14 protein-coding genes and 1 tRNA gene are annotated in these 15,704 nt (G+C 47.9%); 8 read left to right on the forward strand and 7 right to left on the reverse strand.

The annotated features are described in order from the left end of the window. Window positions 1–289: 289 nt before the first annotated feature. The 5 genes from ilvC to O3660_RS11170 form a co-directional block, all read right to left on the reverse strand. Complete coding sequence (ilvC, locus tag O3660_RS11150) at window positions 290–1,303, reverse strand: ketol-acid reductoisomerase (RefSeq protein WP_003680040.1); 1,014 nt, start codon at window positions 1,301–1,303, stop codon at window positions 290–292. Between the two features lie 61 nt (window positions 1,304–1,364). Then, the gene (locus O3660_RS11155) at window positions 1,365–1,658 is read right to left on the reverse strand and encodes a putative quinol monooxygenase (RefSeq protein WP_049351648.1); all 294 of its coding nucleotides are present in this window, start codon (window positions 1,656–1,658) and stop codon (window positions 1,365–1,367) included. A 66-nt stretch (window positions 1,659–1,724) separates the two neighbouring features. Next, window positions 1,725–2,216, reverse strand: a complete 492-nt coding sequence (gene ilvN / locus O3660_RS11160; protein WP_003685820.1) for an acetolactate synthase small subunit — start codon at window positions 2,214–2,216, stop codon at window positions 1,725–1,727. 10 nt (window positions 2,217–2,226) lie between these two features. Beyond that, entirely contained in the window at window positions 2,227–3,954 is a 1,728-nt protein-coding gene (ilvB, locus tag O3660_RS11165) for a biosynthetic-type acetolactate synthase large subunit (RefSeq protein WP_049329575.1), read from the reverse strand. 388 nt (window positions 3,955–4,342) lie between these two features. Further along, window positions 4,343–4,427 (reverse strand) — tRNA-Leu (locus O3660_RS11170). A gap of 284 nt (window positions 4,428–4,711) precedes the next feature. Here O3660_RS11170 and O3660_RS11175 point away from each other — a divergent pair. From O3660_RS11175 to hisD, 4 genes are all read left to right on the forward strand, one after another. Continuing rightward, complete coding sequence (locus O3660_RS11175; protein WP_003680035.1) at window positions 4,712–5,374, forward strand: SCO family protein; 663 nt, start codon at window positions 4,712–4,714, stop codon at window positions 5,372–5,374. An 82-nt stretch (window positions 5,375–5,456) separates the two neighbouring features. Then, window positions 5,457–6,110 carry an ATP phosphoribosyltransferase gene (gene hisG / locus O3660_RS11180; RefSeq protein ID WP_371464988.1) on the forward strand — a complete coding sequence of 218 codons (654 nt, stop codon included), beginning with the start codon at window positions 5,457–5,459 and terminating at the stop codon, window positions 6,108–6,110. 48 nt (window positions 6,111–6,158) lie between these two features. Beyond that, window positions 6,159–6,884: an oxygen-insensitive NADPH nitroreductase gene (gene nfsA, locus O3660_RS11185; RefSeq protein ID WP_250601219.1), complete on the forward strand. Its 726-nt coding sequence runs from the start codon at window positions 6,159–6,161 to the stop codon at window positions 6,882–6,884. A 71-nt stretch (window positions 6,885–6,955) separates the two neighbouring features. Continuing rightward, window positions 6,956–8,248, forward strand: coding sequence for a histidinol dehydrogenase (gene hisD / locus O3660_RS11190; RefSeq protein ID WP_070825920.1), 1,293 nt, complete (start codon window positions 6,956–6,958; stop codon window positions 8,246–8,248). Between the two features lie 110 nt (window positions 8,249–8,358). Here hisD and O3660_RS11195 read toward each other — a convergent pair whose 3' ends face one another. Beyond that, the gene (locus O3660_RS11195) at window positions 8,359–9,240 is read right to left on the reverse strand and encodes a prephenate dehydrogenase (RefSeq protein ID WP_049351645.1); all 882 of its coding nucleotides are present in this window, start codon (window positions 9,238–9,240) and stop codon (window positions 8,359–8,361) included. Between the two features lie 290 nt (window positions 9,241–9,530). Here O3660_RS11195 and O3660_RS11200 point away from each other — a divergent pair, with 290 nt between their 5' ends. From O3660_RS11200 to O3660_RS11215, 4 genes are all read left to right on the forward strand, one after another. After that, window positions 9,531–10,025, forward strand: coding sequence for a MarR family transcriptional regulator (locus O3660_RS11200; protein ID WP_004521040.1), 495 nt, complete (start codon window positions 9,531–9,533; stop codon window positions 10,023–10,025). Between the two features lie 49 nt (window positions 10,026–10,074). Continuing rightward, window positions 10,075–11,481, forward strand: coding sequence for an efflux transporter outer membrane subunit (locus O3660_RS11205; RefSeq protein WP_049351644.1), 1,407 nt, complete (start codon window positions 10,075–10,077; stop codon window positions 11,479–11,481). Between the two features lie 223 nt (window positions 11,482–11,704). Next, entirely contained in the window at window positions 11,705–12,895 is a 1,191-nt protein-coding gene (locus O3660_RS11210) for an efflux RND transporter periplasmic adaptor subunit (RefSeq protein ID WP_049351643.1), read from the forward strand. 101 nt (window positions 12,896–12,996) lie between these two features. Further along, entirely contained in the window at window positions 12,997–14,523 is a 1,527-nt protein-coding gene (locus O3660_RS11215; protein ID WP_049351642.1) for a DHA2 family efflux MFS transporter permease subunit, read from the forward strand. 42 nt (window positions 14,524–14,565) lie between these two features. Here O3660_RS11215 and thrB read toward each other — a convergent pair whose 3' ends face one another. Then, window positions 14,566–15,483: a homoserine kinase gene (gene thrB / locus O3660_RS11220; RefSeq protein ID WP_049351641.1), complete on the reverse strand. Its 918-nt coding sequence runs from the start codon at window positions 15,481–15,483 to the stop codon at window positions 14,566–14,568. Window positions 15,484–15,704: the final 221 nt, after the last annotated feature.

The following is a 15,704-nucleotide window of genomic DNA, read 5'->3' on the forward strand; positions in this document are numbered from 1 at the left end:
GTTATGGCTTAAGAAAACAAATTTTCCTCTTGTTTTAGGCGTATTTTGTTGGGAAACGTTGTTTTTTGCAGACAGAGTAGGTATGGAAAATAGTCGTTTATTTCGTAATATGTTTTTTTAAAAGGAAATTTTAGGAGAATCATAAAAGACGGCATTGAGGTTGGAGTTTAAATGTCGTTTATATTGTCTTCAGACGGCCTTGTTGAGTGAGATTTATAGTGTATTGGGTTTTAAAATTATAAAAACCTGCCTGAGTAATCAGGCAGGTTTCATTTGTTTGAAAGACAGATTAGTTTTTGTCTTGGTCAACCAGTTTGTTTTTAGCGATCCAAGGCATCATAGAACGCAGTTGTGCGCCAACTTTTTCGATTTGGTGGTCGGCAGTCAGGCGGCGGCGGGCAGTCATGCTGGCGTAGTTGACGGCACCTTCTTGGATGAACATTTTGGCGTATTCGCCGGTTTGGATGCGTTTCAAGGCGTTGCGCATGGCCTCGCGCGATTTGTCGTTGATAACTTCCACGCCGGTAACGTATTCGCCGTACTCCGCGTTGTTGGAAATGGAGTAGTTCATGTTGGCGATGCCGCCTTCGTAAATCAGGTCAACGATGAGCTTCATTTCGTGCAGACACTCGAAATAGGCCATTTCGGGCGCGTAGCCTGCTTCGGTCAGGGTTTCAAAGCCGGTTTTAATCAACTCGACCACACCGCCGCACAATACGGCTTGTTCGCCGAAGAGGTCGGTTTCGGTTTCTTCGCGGAAGTTGGTTTCGATTACGCCGCCTTTAGTGCCGCCGTTGGCTGCTGCGTAAGACAGGGCGATGTCTTTGGCTTTGCCACTTTTATCTTGGTAAACTGCGATCAGGGAAGGTACACCGCCGCCTTTCAGGAATTCGCTGCGTACGGTGTGGCCTGGGCCTTTAGGGGCGATCATGATAACGTCGAGGTCGGCGCGAGGTACGATTTGGTTGTAGTGTACGTTGAAGCCGTGGGCAAACGCCAATACTGCGCCTTCTTTCAAGTTAGGCTCGATTTCGTTTTTGTATACGATAGGTTGGTTTTCGTCAGGCAACAGAATCATTACAACGTCGGCTGCTTTGGTTGCTTCAGCAACGGTGCGCACGTCGTGGCCGGCTGCTTCGGCTTTTTTCCAAGAGCCGCCTTGGCGCAGACCGATTACGACATTTACGCCGGAATCTTTCAGGTTTGCTGCGTGTGCGTGACCTTGTGAACCGTAACCGATGATGGCAACGGTTTTGCCTTTGATCAGAGAAAGGTCAGCGTCTTTATCGTAATAAACTTGCATTTTATTTCCTTAGTGTAAGAGGGTTCCGGATAATCCGGGTTGAGTTAAAAGTAATAGGGGTTTAAGCGGGGACTTGGTTCATCAAGACGATTTCCAATGCTTCGGTTTTTCCTTCGATGGATTTGACGAAGTTTTGGAAATGTTCGCTGGCATTGTGTTCGTCAATAGCTGCTTGGGATTTCCAGCTTTCTACGAATACGAAACGGTTGGGTTTGCCGATTTCTTGGTGCAGGTCGTAGCTGATGTTGCCTTCTTCTGCACGGCTGGCTTTGACCAAGTCTTTTAACTGGGCAGCCAGAGCCTCGGTGTATTCGGGTTTGACGGTAACTAATGCAACGATTTGGATGCTTGACATATTTGTCTCCTACTGTTTTTCAGACGGCCTTTGTAGAAAGTAAAAGGCCGTCTGAACGATACAGCGTTAAATTTTCAAAATACGCTCGCCACGACCGATACCGGCTGCGCCTGTGCGTACGGTTTCCAAAATTTGAGCACGACCGACTGTTTCGAGGAAAGAGTCGAGTTTTTCGGTAGAACCTGTGATTTCGATGGTGTAGCTGCGGTCTGTTACGTCAATGACGCTGCCACGGTAGATTTCGGTCAATCGCAGGAATTCGTCACGGTCTTTACCTACGGCGCGGACTTTTACCAACATCAGCTCGCGTTCGACAAAACGGCTTTCGTTCAAATCGACCACTTTGATAACTTCAATCAGTTTGTTGAGCTGTTTGGTGATTTGCTCGATAACGTGTTCGTCGCCATGGGTAACGATGGTCATGCGAGACAAGGTTTTGTCTTCGGTTGGTGCAACAGCCAAGGAGTCGATATTGTAATCGCGTGCGGAGAACAAACCTACCACACGGCTCATCGCACCTGATTCGTTTTCCATCAGAATAGATAAGATATGTCGCATTTTTCTCTCCTTACGCTGACAATGTTTCGCGCATATGCGGCGGCAGAACCATCTCGTCCAAGCCTTTGCCGTTGCCGACCATGGGCAGCACGTTTTGTTTCTTGTCGGTCAAGAAGTCCATAAATACCAAACGGTCTTTTTGTTTGACTGCTTCCAAAAGCGCGCCTTCAACATCGGATTTTTTGTCCACACGGATGCCAATGTGTCCGTATGCTTCAGCCAGTTTGACGAAATCGGGCAGGGAATCGAAATAGGTTTCCGATTCGCGGTTGCCGTAATACAGTTCCTGCCATTGGCGAACCATGCCGAGATAGCCGTTGTTCAGGGTAACGACGTTAACCGGAACGCGGTATTGGAAGCAGGTTGACAGCTCTTGGATGTTCATCTGAATCGAGCCTTCGCCGGTGATACAGAATACATCTTGATCAGGAGCAGCCAGTTTCGCACCGATGGCATATGGCAAGCCGACGCCCATTGTGCCTAAACCGCCGGAATTGAGCCATTGGCGAGGACGCTCGAATGGGTAATATTGAGCGGTAAACATTTGGTGTTGACCGACGTCGGAGGTGATGATGGCAGAATTATTGGTGATTTCGGCTAGTTTTTGAATGACGTATTGCGGTTTGATGATTTCGCTTTCATTATCAAACCACAGGCAGTTGCGCGAACGCCATTCTTCAATGCTTTTCCACCATTTATCCAATGAGTCGGCTGCAGGTGCAGATTCTTGTTTGCCCCACAATTGAATCATTTCGGACAATACGTTTTTCACGTCGCCGACAATCGGGATATCCACTTTGACGCGTTTGGCAATGCTGGACGGGTCAACGTCGATATGAATAATTTTTTTGGCTTTTTCAAAGAATTTGGACGGTACGGAAATCACGCGGTCATCAAAGCGCGCACCGATTGCCAGTACAACGTCTGCATTCTGCATGGCGAGGTTGGCTTCGTAAGTACCGTGCATGCCCAACATGCCTAAGAATTGGCGGTCGCTGGAAGGGTATGCACCCAAGCCCATCAATGTACCGGTACAAGGAGCGCCGATCATGCGGACAAATTTGGTCATTTCCTCAGAGGCATTGCCCAAAACCACACCGCCGCCAAAGTAAACAATAGGGCGTTTGGCGGAAGCCAGCATTTGTACGGCTTTTTTGATTTGACCGATGTGGCCTTGTACAACCGGTTGGTAAGAGCGGATGAAGATGTCTTCTTGCGGATAGCTGAATTTAGCCATCGCTTGGGTGACATCTTTAGGAACATCAACAACAACGGGACCCGGACGGCCGCTTGCGGCGATTTGGAAAGCTTTTTTGATGGTGTCTGCCAACTCAGCGATATTGGTTACCAAGAAATTGTGTTTGACACAAGGGCGGGTAATGCCGACTGTATCCACTTCTTGGAATGCGTCTGTCCCGATAAGGGAGTTGCCCACCTGGCCGCTGATGACTACCAACGGAATGGAGTCGCTGTAAGCAGTGGCGATACCGGTCAGCGCATTGGTCACGCCTGGGCCGGAAGTCACCAAGGCAACGCCGACTTTGCCGCTGACACGGGCATAAGCATCTGCCGCATGTACGGCCGCCTGCTCGTGGCGAACCAGGATGTGCTTGAATTTATTGAGTTGGAAAAGGGCATCGTAGATTTCGATAACCGCGCCGCCCGGATAGCCGAATACATACTCGACACCTTCGGCTTTGAGACTTTGCACGATGATTTGTGCGCCAGATAATTGCATATTGACCTCTTTTATATGGTTTCAAACCAATAGGAACAATCCGCCTCACCACAGCACCTGTAATGCAATTCCACCAAGCAGCGATTTAGGGTACGCGCACTGAGGGAATACGATGACAGTCAGACTATCCAAGCAATTGGGAAGAAACACAGAGTTTGTGAAAAAGAGTAGAAACGATAACGCAATCCGACTGTACAAGCAAGACAAAATCTTTCATCTTTTAACGTTTAAGGAGTAAAAATAGATTATCTTTTGATTTTAAAGAAATAAAAAAACAGTTTTATTGAGTTTGATGTGGGTGGATTGTTGACAGTTTGAGTAAGGAGAAGGTTTTTGCAAATGATAAATAGCAAAAAACCTCTTGACTGAATCAAGAGGTTTTTTAATTTGGTGCCCAGGGTCGGACTCGAACCGACACACCTTGCGGCGGGGGATTTTGAGTCCCCTGCGTCTACCAATTTCGCCACCTGGGCTAGCGAAGAAGTCGTCATTATAGCGAGTTCTCAAATCTTGTAAAGCAGTAATTGAAAAAAAAATTGGATTATTTTTATATTTGTTTGATTTTTAATAAATTAAACTTTTTGTGTTTGATGGTTATCTAAATGGAAGGCAGATTTTAAAACAAAAAAAGCAGTATTTACCTGCAAAAAGGGCTATATTTAATGTGTCAAACGCGTTAATATGAAGATGTTTTGTTTTTATATCGGCCGGGCAGTTATTTGGCCGCACTTATTTGAAACGGTTTTGGAGAAAATTTATGCTTTCCGTTACACGAACTTTCCTACTCAGTGCTTTTGCGTTGGCTGCTCTAGCTGCTTGTCAGCCTAAAGAGGAGGCCAAAGAGGCTTCTTCGACACCTGCCGCTTCTGCTGCGCCTGCTGCTTCCGGTGAGTCTGCGCCCAAAGTGCAAGCTCGCGGTACCGATATGCGCAAAGAAGACATTGGCGGCGATTTCACATTGACCGATGGCGACGGCAAACCTTTCAGCCTGAGCGATTTGAAAGGCAAAGTGGTTATCCTGTCTTTCGGTTATACCCACTGTCCTGATGTATGCCCAACCGAGTTGCTGACTTACAGCGACACGTTGAAACAATTGGGCGATCAGGCTAAAGACGTGAAAGTAGTATTTGTCAGCATCGACCCTGAGCGCGATACGCCTGAGGTAATCGGCAAATACGCCAAACAGTTCAACCCTGATTTTATCGGCCTGACGGCAACCGGCGATCAAAGCCTGCCTGTCATCAAACAGCAATACCGTGTGGTATCGGCTAAAGTCAACCAAAAAGAAGACAGCGAAAACTATTTGGTCGACCACTCTTCAGGTGCATATTTGATTGATAAAAACGGTGAAGTGGCGATTTTCTCGCCTTATGGCAGCGAGCCGGAAACGATTGCGGCTGATGTGAAAACTTTATTGTAAAACCGTAGTTAAGGCCGTCTGAAATGGGTTGTAGATTTCAGACGGCCTTCTTGCTTTTGATATGGCAAAGGAGAAGAAAAAAATGACCGACACACTTTTAACGATTGCTTTATCTAAGGGGCGAATTTTTGAGGAAACCCTGCCGCTGTTAGCTGCCGCCGGTATTGTGCCTGCGGAAGAGCCGGAAAAGTCGCGCAAGCTGATTATTGGCACGAATCATAACAACATCCGTTTGGTAATTGTACGCGCGACCGACGTGCCGACTTATGTGCAATATGGTGCGGCGGATTTCGGTATTGCCGGTAAGGATGTGTTGATCGAGCATGGCGGAGATGGCCTGTATCAACCTTTGGATTTGTACATCGCCTCATGCCGCATGATGGTTGCAGTTAAAAAAGGTTTTGATTACGCCGCCGCGTCCAAACCCGGCAGCCGCTTGCGGATTGCCACCAAATATCCCGACATCGCCGCCGAACACTTTGCCGACAAGGGTGTGCATGTGGACATCATCAAACTGTACGGCTCGATGGAGCTTGCGCCTTTGGTCGGTTTGAGCGACGCGATTGTCGATTTGGTTTCGAGCGGCAATACATTGAAGGCCAATGGTTTGGAAGCTGTGGAACATGTGGCTGATATTTCCAGCCGCTTGGTGGTCAACAAGGCGGCGTTGAAAACCAAATATGCGCTGTTGAATCCGATTATTCAGGCATTTGAAAATGCCGCCAAGGCCGTCTGAAAAGTTTTTGGCAAAAACTGTCTGCCAACCCAGTTTGAAAGCCCCGTCATGATGCAAAGCAAACCGACACTCGATACGATTCTTTCCCATCGTTCCATCCGCAGGTTTACTTCCGAACCGATTGCAGATGAAATCCTCGATACGCTGGTTCGCGCCGGACAGCAGGCTTCGACTTCCAACAACCTGCAATGCGTTTCCATCATCCGCGTATCCGATCTTGCGCTGAGGCAGGGGATACATGAAGCGGCAGGAAGCGCCCCTTATATTGTCCATTGTGCGGAATTTTTATTGTTTTGCATCGATTTTTCCAAACACAAGGCGATGTTTCTTGATGCGCAAATTGATTGGGCGGAAGTCACCCTGATTGGCGCGGTCGATGCAGGCATTATGGCGCAAAACGTATTGCTTGCCGCCGAATCGCTTGGGCTGGGCGGCGTGTATATCGGCGCGTTGCGCAATGATGCGCAAAAAGTGTCGGACGTGTTGAACTTGCCGGATTATTGCGTGCCTTTGGTGGGGTTGTGCCTCGGTTATCCCGACCAAGACCCACCGCTCAAACCGCGCCTGCCTAAGGAAATGGTCTATGCCGAAAACACCTGTCCGAGCCTGAATGCCGAGGCGGTTGAAGCCTATAATCAGGCAGTGGCGGATTATTATGAGTTACGCAAGGGCAGCCCGATACCTTGGAAAGAATCGCTGGCCAAAACCTTGGGCGATCCTGTGCGGCCGCATATGTTGGCGTTTTTGCAGAAAAAAGGTTTTTTGAAAAGATAATGTTCAGACGGCATGTGTGTGGCTGAGGCCGTCTGAAAACAATAGGAACGAAAAAAGGAAGAGAGCAAACCATGAAGAAACTCGACACCCAATCCCCTGATTTTCAAGCTGAACTCAAAGCACTGCTTGCTTTTGAAACCGCGCAAAACCCTGAAATCGACCGTATTGTTGCCGACATCTGTGCCGATGTTCAAAAACGCGGCGATGCGGCGCTGATTGAATACACCAACCGCTTCGACGGTACATCCGCTCAAACCATCGACGATTTAATCTTGACGCAAGACGATTTGCAGTCTGCGTTTGAGCGTTTGCCCGAAAACATTCAGACGGCCTTGAAAACGGCCGCGCGACGTGTGGAAAGCTACCATAAACACCAAAAAATGGAGTCGTGGACTTACGAAGACGAAGACGGCACGCTTTTGGGTCAACAGATTACGCCGCTTGACCGTGTCGGTATTTATGTTCCGGGCGGTAAAGCCGCTTATCCAAGTTCCGTCATCATGAACGCCATGCCTGCCCACGTTGCCGGCGTGAAAGAAATCATCATGGTCGTTCCCACTCCGAAAGGCGAGCGCAACGATATCGTGTTGGCGGCTGCTTTTGTGGCCGGTGTAACCAAAGTGTTTACGGTCGGCGGAGCGCAGGCGGTTGCGGCTTTGGCTTATGGTACGGAATCTGTGCCTCAAGTCGATAAGATTACCGGCCCGGGCAATGCCTTTGTCGCTGCGGCAAAACGACGCGTGTTCGGCGTGGTCGGCATCGATATGGTGGCAGGGCCGTCTGAAATTTTGGTGATTGCCGATGGTACGACGCCTGCCGATTGGGTGGCCATGGATTTGTTCAGTCAGGCGGAACACGATGAAATTGCACAAGCGATTTTGATTGGTACTTCTCAAGCGTATTTGGACGAAGTTCAGACGGCCATGAACCGCTTGATTGAAACCATGCCACGCCGTGCGATTATTGAAGCTTCATTGGGCAACCGAGGCGCAATGATTTTGGCTAAAGATTTGGACGAAGCCTGCGAAATCGCCAACTATATTTCTCCCGAACACTTAGAACTGTCGGTCGAAAATCCGCAAGAGTGGGCGAAAAAAATCCGCCACGCCGGTGCGATTTTCATGGGACGCTATACCAGTGAAAGCCTTGGCGACTATTGCGCAGGCCCCAACCACGTTTTACCGACCAGCCGCACGGCGCGTTTCTCTTCTCCTTTGGGAACATATGACTTCCAAAAACGCTCCAGTCTGATTCAGGTTTCAGAACAAGGGGCGCAGAAGTTGGGCAAAACCGCCAGCGTGTTGGCGCATGGCGAAAGCTTGACCGCGCACGCCAGAGCGGCTGAGTTCCGTTTGAAAGACTGAGTGAAACGTTGAAGTCGTAAGAAATCTAAAAGGGCATCTTCTAAACAGATGCCCTTTTTATTGTGATGAAGATTTTAACTGGGAAGGTATCAGGCCGTCTGAAAACATGTTTAACGGTTTTTCAGCCAGTCATTACGCATTTGTGCGGCTTCTTCAAAATAGCGGTAAAGCTCGGTTTTGTTGCCGTCTGAAAGGAGCTGTTCCAATTTGGATAATTGTTCTTTTAAATCGCTGGTCAGTTTGAGCAGGGCAGGGCGGTTGGCCATGCAGATGTCGGTCCAAACGGCAGGATGGCTGGAAGCGATGCGGGTAAAGTCGCGAAAGCCGGTGGCGGCATAGGGGAGGTAGTCTTTGCCGTGCGGATGGTCAACCAAAGCGTGGACATAGGCAAAGGCGGCCAAGTGCGGCAAGTGGGAAACGGCGGCAAAAATATTGTCGTGTTCTTCGGCGCTCATGGTTGAAATTTGCGAACCAACCGCCTGCCACAGGCTTTTTAGCCGTCTCAGGCCGTCTGAAACCTCTTGTCCGTGTAGCGTAATGATAAGTCGGCTGTTTTGAAACAAGCCGCAACGCGCGGATTTTGCGCCGCTTTGATCCGAGCCGGCAATCGGGTGGGCGGCAAAACATTGCGGCAGGCGGTCGGATAAGTGGGTGCGGAAGGCATTGAGTGCCGATTGTTTGGTACTGCCGACATCGGAAACGCAGGCAGTGTCTTTTAAGAAGGGCTTGATGTCGCGGCATACGTCAGGCAGGACGGAGACAGGCGTAGCAATCAAAACCAAATCGGCATTGCTAATGCTTTCGGCGCAAATATTCGGATAGGCATGGTCAATGATGCCGCATTCGAGTGCGTAATTGAGGTTGTCGGCATTGGTATCGATGCCGGTAACGGTTTGCACCAGTCCCAAGCGTTTGAGATCGAGCATGAACGATCCGCCGATTAAACCGACACCGATAAGGGTGATATGGGGGAAAAAGGCGGAAGTGTTCATGGTTTGAATCCGGTACAAGTGGAAAAGCTTATTTTAATCCGTTATGGAGGCCGTCTGAAAGTTGTCATCAAGGTTTCAGACGGCCTTTTTATGGTCGAATTTTCATGATTTAGGCATAGAAAACCCCGTTTAGTAGGAGCATGTAACCGATTATCAGATTTTCATACACTAAAATAATCATCTGAATCAGTATAACGTCTTAAAGTAAGTGATTGGTATCTTAAAGTAAATTATTACATCATATTTTGATTGATATCGAATAAAATAATTCACTCAGAAAGAAGGAATTTATGAGTTTTTCACAAACCGAATTAGTCAACGCAATGCGTTTGCTTTCTACCCGTCTGCCGCAGTTTCCAGAGCAGCAAAACCAAGTATCCCGCATGTTGCGCATTGTAACCGAACGTTTGAGCAGCCATTTGAACGAAAACCTGAAAGCGTTCGGCATCAATGAAAACCTGTGGTTTTCCCTGATGGCGGTTTACGTCAGCCCAAACAGCGAAATCCTGCCTTCGCGCTTGAGCGACCTGATGGACTTGACGCGTACCAGTGCGACACGCCTGTCGGACGACATGGTTGAGCGCGGCTGGGTAGAGCGTTATATCAATCAAAAAGACCGCCGTCAGATTGTGCTAAAATTGACCCCTTCAGGTGAGACCTTCATCCACGAAGTATGGCCGCAAATTGCCCGTCAGAGCGGCCAGGCGTGGGAAGATTTCACGAAAGAGGATTATGATACGCTGCAACACCTATTGGGTAAGCTGTTGAACCGTTTGGGCAATTAACAACAGACGGCCTGATGGTCTGCGGCAGGCACACATAAACGGAGTCTGTATGAAATTAGGTTTGGTCAAATCAAGCGTATGCGTTGCCGCTGTTTCGCTGTTGGCGGCATGTGCGCCGTTCGGTAAACAGTCGCCTTTGGATGAGACAACAGCCTATCCGCTGCCGCAAGGCCAATCTGCCGCTACTGCCCAAGACGGCTGGTGGATGAAGCTGAAAGATAAAAAATTAAACAATTTGATTGCTTCCGCGATTCAGACGTCTACCAATCTGCGTGTCGTCAAGGCAAGGTTTGAGCAGGCTCAGGCGCAGCTGGGCGTTGTAGGAGCCGCAAACAAACCGCAAGTCGGCTTGGGTGTAACTGGTATTGGTACCTATGTTTCACCCAAACCTCAAGCCGGTATGGTCGATACCGACCATACATTGGTTTTGGCGCACGCAGCTTTACAAGGCAGCTTGGTTTTCGACTTTTGGGGTAAAAACCGAGAGCAGATTCAAGCTGTTTTGGGAAAAAGCAGGGCTACGGTGTATGAAGCGCATCATATCCACACCGAGTTGGCTCACGCCGTAGCCGCCCAATATTTTGCGTGGCAGATGGCAACAGAACAACTGGCTTTACTGGATACGCGCATAGAGCTGGCGGATAAAGCATTGAAACTGATGCAACAACGCGTTAAAGCGCAGCTGGCTCCTGCCGATGCCTTGCACGCTCTGGAAATGGCGCAACAACAATTGCAGCTTGAAAAATCGGCATGGACTCAGAAAAATGAGAAAATCCGCAACAGTCTGGCTGTATTGACTGGCCGTATACCGGGTGCATTGAATGGACAGGTTCCGGAAAAAATGGCGGCTGTGCCGTCATTGCCGGTTAGCCGTATCGAAGCGGATTTGCTGGCGGCCCGCCCCGATATCGCGGCGCAAAAAGCTTTGCTTGAAGAGAAATGGCATATCGTCAAATCGACCGAAGCAGAGTTTTACCCAAATATCGAGTTGAAAGTTTTGGCAGGTATGACGCACATTGATGCGTTCAATCTGATTCGCGGACGAACTTCCGGTATGTTGGGCATCGTTCCGGCTTTGAATCTGCCATTATTTACTTCCGGGGCGCTGCAATCGAAATTGGCGGGCAAACGTGCCCAATATAACGAGCAGGTTGCCGTGTATGACCAAACTGTTTTGAATGCCATGCGTTCGGCGGCAGATGCTGTAGTCGACTATCAAAGCCTGAAAAGCCGACAAGATACTTGGAATAAGATGGTCAATATCGCGGATAAATCTGTACAAAATGCGAAAGGACGTGTTCGTGCAGGTTTGGATAACGGCTTGACCGCTTTGCAAAAACAAGACGAAGCTGTGCGTACGAAAATGTCTGCGGTTCAATACCATGCAGAATATCTGACAGCTTGGAGTAACCTCAATGCCCAGTTGGGCGGAGGCTTTAAATTAAATCAGAAATAGACGTTTTATTAAAACGCAGGCCGTCTGAAAGTGATTTCAGACGGCCTTTTGCTTACCTTATTTACATTTGCTACCGGAAGAAATTATTGTAATGAATAAAGTGTAACTATAGAATATGACCCTTTAGCGCGTTAAACGCGCGTATTGGGGACTGATGGTATAAGTCAGCGCCCAGCAAGACAATAATATCGTTATCACATGTGCAGAATTAAAGTTGGGACTTATGGATACTCAATCAGAAAAAAATAATGTCCAAAAAGAACCGGAAGTAGCCGCTTCCGGCGCTAAAACGCATCGCAAACGCAATTTGGTTATCGTTACGCTTCTATTCCTTATTGCGGCAGCAGGAGTTGCTTTGGCGTATTTCCTGTTTTGGCAGCATGAAGAAGAAACGGAAGATGCTTATGTGGCCGGTCATTTGGTGATGATTACGCCGCAGGTGAACGGCACGGTGCGCAAAGTCATGTATGACGATACGGATGTCGTGAAAAAAGGCGATGTGTTGGTGGCTTTGGACGACAGCGATTTTCAGCTGGCATACGATCGTGCGCAAAATGAATTGATTCAGGCCATTCGTCAAAACAAGCAGCAAGCTGCGGTCAATTCTAAAGCCAAAGCGCAAGTGTTGTTGCGCAAAGCCGATTTGGCCCGTGTACAAGCCGATTTGCGCCGCCGTGAATCTTTGGCAGGTACGGAAGCGGTTTCCGGTGAAGAACTCAGCCATGCCCGTGCCGCTGTGGTTCAGGCTCAGGCTGCAGTGAAAGCGGTTGAGGCGGAAGAAGTTTCTGCTCAGGCAGCGTTGGGCAACAATATTCCTCTGCGCCAACAACCGGCAGTTCAGACGGCCATCAGCCACATCAAAGACGCCTGGCTGAATTTGCAACGTACGCAAATCCGTTCGCCGATCAGCGGCCAAATTGCCAAACGCAATGTCCAAGTCGGCCAACGTATCGCACAAGGTACGCCGATGATGGCTGTTGTGCCCCTGTCTGAATTGTGGGTGGATGCCAACTTTAAAGAATCGCAACTGCGCAAAATGAAAATCGGCCAGCCTGTTGAAATGACAGCCGATTTGTACGGCAGTAAAGTGGTTTACCATGGCAAGGTAATGGGTTTGTCGGCAGGTACGGGTAGTGCGTTCTCATTACTGCCGGCGCAAAATGCAACGGGCAACTGGATTAAAGTTGTGCAACGTGTGCCGGTGCGTATCAGTTTGGATGCTAAAGAATTGCAACAAAATCCGCTCCGTGTCGGTTTGTCGATGACTGTTAAAGTCGATATTGCCGAGAAGGGCAGCGGTAAAGCCATGACTGCCGAAGCGGAACAAAATACTGCATTGCCGGAAACGGAAAGTGTGGATTGGAAAGCCGCCGATGCTTTAGTCGATAAAATCTTCGAACAATACGCAAAATAATCTTTTCAGACGGCCTGAGTCTTTTATTGAAGGCTCAGGCCGTCTGAAATATTGATTCTCTTCAATCGACCGCTTTGGCGGTTGTCTTATAGTTTATAAATATGAATTATCCGCCGTTACAAGGGTTTAAGCTGGTGTTGGCAACTTTGGCGCTCAGCTTGGCCGTATTTATGGAAGTCTTGGACAGCACCATCGCCAACGTCGCCGTGCCTGTTATTGCAGGGGATTTGGGTGCGGCTACCACGCAGGGGACTTGGGTGATTACCTCATTTGCCGTAGCCAATGCCATTTCCGTTCCTCTGACAGGTTTTTTGGCCAAGCGGTTTGGCGAGGTCAAAATCTTTATCGCCGCTGTGATCGGGTTTGTCGTAACGTCATGGCTGTGTGGCATTGCACATAATCTTCAAGCCTTGGTTTTTTTCCGTGTATTGCAAGGCTTCATCGCCGGGCCATTGATTCCCTTGTCCCAAAGCCTGTTGATGGCTTCCTATCCGCCTGAAAAACGAACATTGGCACTGGCCTTATGGGCGATGACCGTCGTTGTTGCCCCTGTATTGGGGCCGATTTTGGGCGGTTGGATCTCGGACAACTGGCATTGGGGATGGATTTTCTTTATCAATATCCCGATCGGGATTTTGTCTGCAACTATTTCTTGGAAACAGCTTAGACACAGGGAAACTGAAATCGTCAGGGCGCCAATCGATTATGTTGGGCTGGTGTTGATGATCGTCGGTATCGGCGCATTACAAATGATGTTGGATAGGGGCAAGGAATTGGACTGGTTTGCCTCGGGAGAGATTATCGTTTTGGGCGTTACCGCTTTGGTGTTTCTGACATATTTTATTGTTTGGGAGCTGGGCGAGAAATACCCGATTGTCGATTTGTCATTGTTTAAAAATAGAAACTTCACAATAGGCGTCGTTGCTACATCGTTGGGCTTCATGGTCTATATGGGCACATTGACCCTGCTGCCTTTAGTGTTGCAATCAAATCTCGGCTATACCGCTACTTGGGCCGGCCTAGCTGCTGCACCGGTGGGCTTCCTGCCGATTATTCTGTCGCCGATTATCGGTAAGTTTGGTAATCGCGTCGATATGCGTCTGTTTGTCAGCGCCAGCTTCTTGGTGTTTGCCTACACATTCCATTGGCGAACCGATTTCTATGCCGGTATGGATATGAGCAACGTCGTTTGGCCGCAGTTTTGGCAGGGTTTAGGCGTAGCCATGTTCTTCCTGCCTTTGACCAGTATTACCTTGTCGCATATGAAAGGCAACCAAATTGCCTCGGCAAGTAGCCTGTCTAATTTCTTGCGTGTCTTTATGGGCGGTGTCGGAGTATCTGTTGTCAGCACCATGTGGGAACGACGCGAAGCTCTGCACCATACTCAACTGACCGAACATATTAATTTATTGTCCTCAATCAGCAACCAATCTATTCAAGGCATGATGGTCAATGGACTGAGCAAAGAGCAAGCCCTGGATGCGATAAATAGTACCATTTCACAACAAGGCTTTATTATTGGTTCAAATGAAATCTTCTTGGCAGGCAGTATCATATTCATCAGCATGATCCCCATTATTTGGTTGGCAAGACCTCCGTTTAGCGGTTCCGGCGGGGGAGGGCATTAGATAAAAGGCCGTCTGAATTTCAGACGGCCTTTTATCTATATATTATTTAAGACTCAATAATAGATCTCTAAATGCATTTGGATCTTTAATAAACGTCATTTCTCCTGATTGAGGGAAATGGAAATCGAGCAGACGAGATACCCAGAAACGAATACATCCGGCTCTTTGTGCAGTAGGGAAATACGCGCATTCTTCATCAGATAATGGACGTACGCTTTCATAGCCGTGGATAAAGGCATCATAAAGGGCAGGGTCTAATTTGTTATCAGCTGTTCGTGCCCAATCGTTAACCGCAATTGCCAGGTCGTACATGAAATTACCGTTACACGCATAATAGAAGTCGATAAAGCCGGAAACTTCATCTCCATTAAGTAATACGTTGTCCTTAAATAAATCGGCATGGATAATACCGGAAGGCAAATGCTCTCCTAGATTTTCATCTAAAGCAGTAATTTCAGATTGAAGCAGTGCGGCATCTTCGGAATCTAAAACAGGTAGCAACTGAGTACAGGCATCATGCCACCAGTCATCATAACGAGGATTTTTCATTTTTAAAGGAAAGTCTTGGCCGGCTAAATGCATTTTGGCCAGCATAGCACCGGTATGGAAGCATTGAGCTTCAGTTGGCCAGCCAGTATCAGAACCATTCAAACAAGTAACCAAACAAGCCGGTTTTCCGGCCAAAATAGAATGCAGTCCGCCATCTTTACGAGTAATCGGAGCAGCGCAGGCAACACCATTCAGACTCAAATGCTGGTTGAGTTCTAAAAAGAAAGGCAGTTCATCTGATTTTAAAACCTCAAAAACAGTCAATACATAACGACCGGTTGAAGTAGTTAAAAAATAATTACTATTAGTAATTCCTTGAGCAATCCCCTGCAAAGAAACAAAATCTCCTAAATCATATTGCAGTAGGAAATCACGCATTTGAGCGTCGGAAACACTGGTATAGACAGACATAGCAAACTCGAGGCTGATATAAAAGAATCAAGGAAACATCATACCAAAAAACAAGCGCCAACAATATAAATTCAAGCGAGGGTTAAATTCAAAAGGCCGTCTGAAAGAGCATTTCAGACGGCCTTTGTTTGTATTTTTTTGTATGTATGGATTGTGTAGAAAGTTTGATTGAGTTTTTTATAAAATAAAAACCCTTTTAAAACATGTCTGTGATTAATTTT

It is taken from the genome of Neisseria sp. 27098_8_139 (genome assembly GCF_041433195.1).
Taxonomy (GTDB): Bacteria; Pseudomonadota; Gammaproteobacteria; order Burkholderiales; family Neisseriaceae; genus Neisseria; species Neisseria subflava.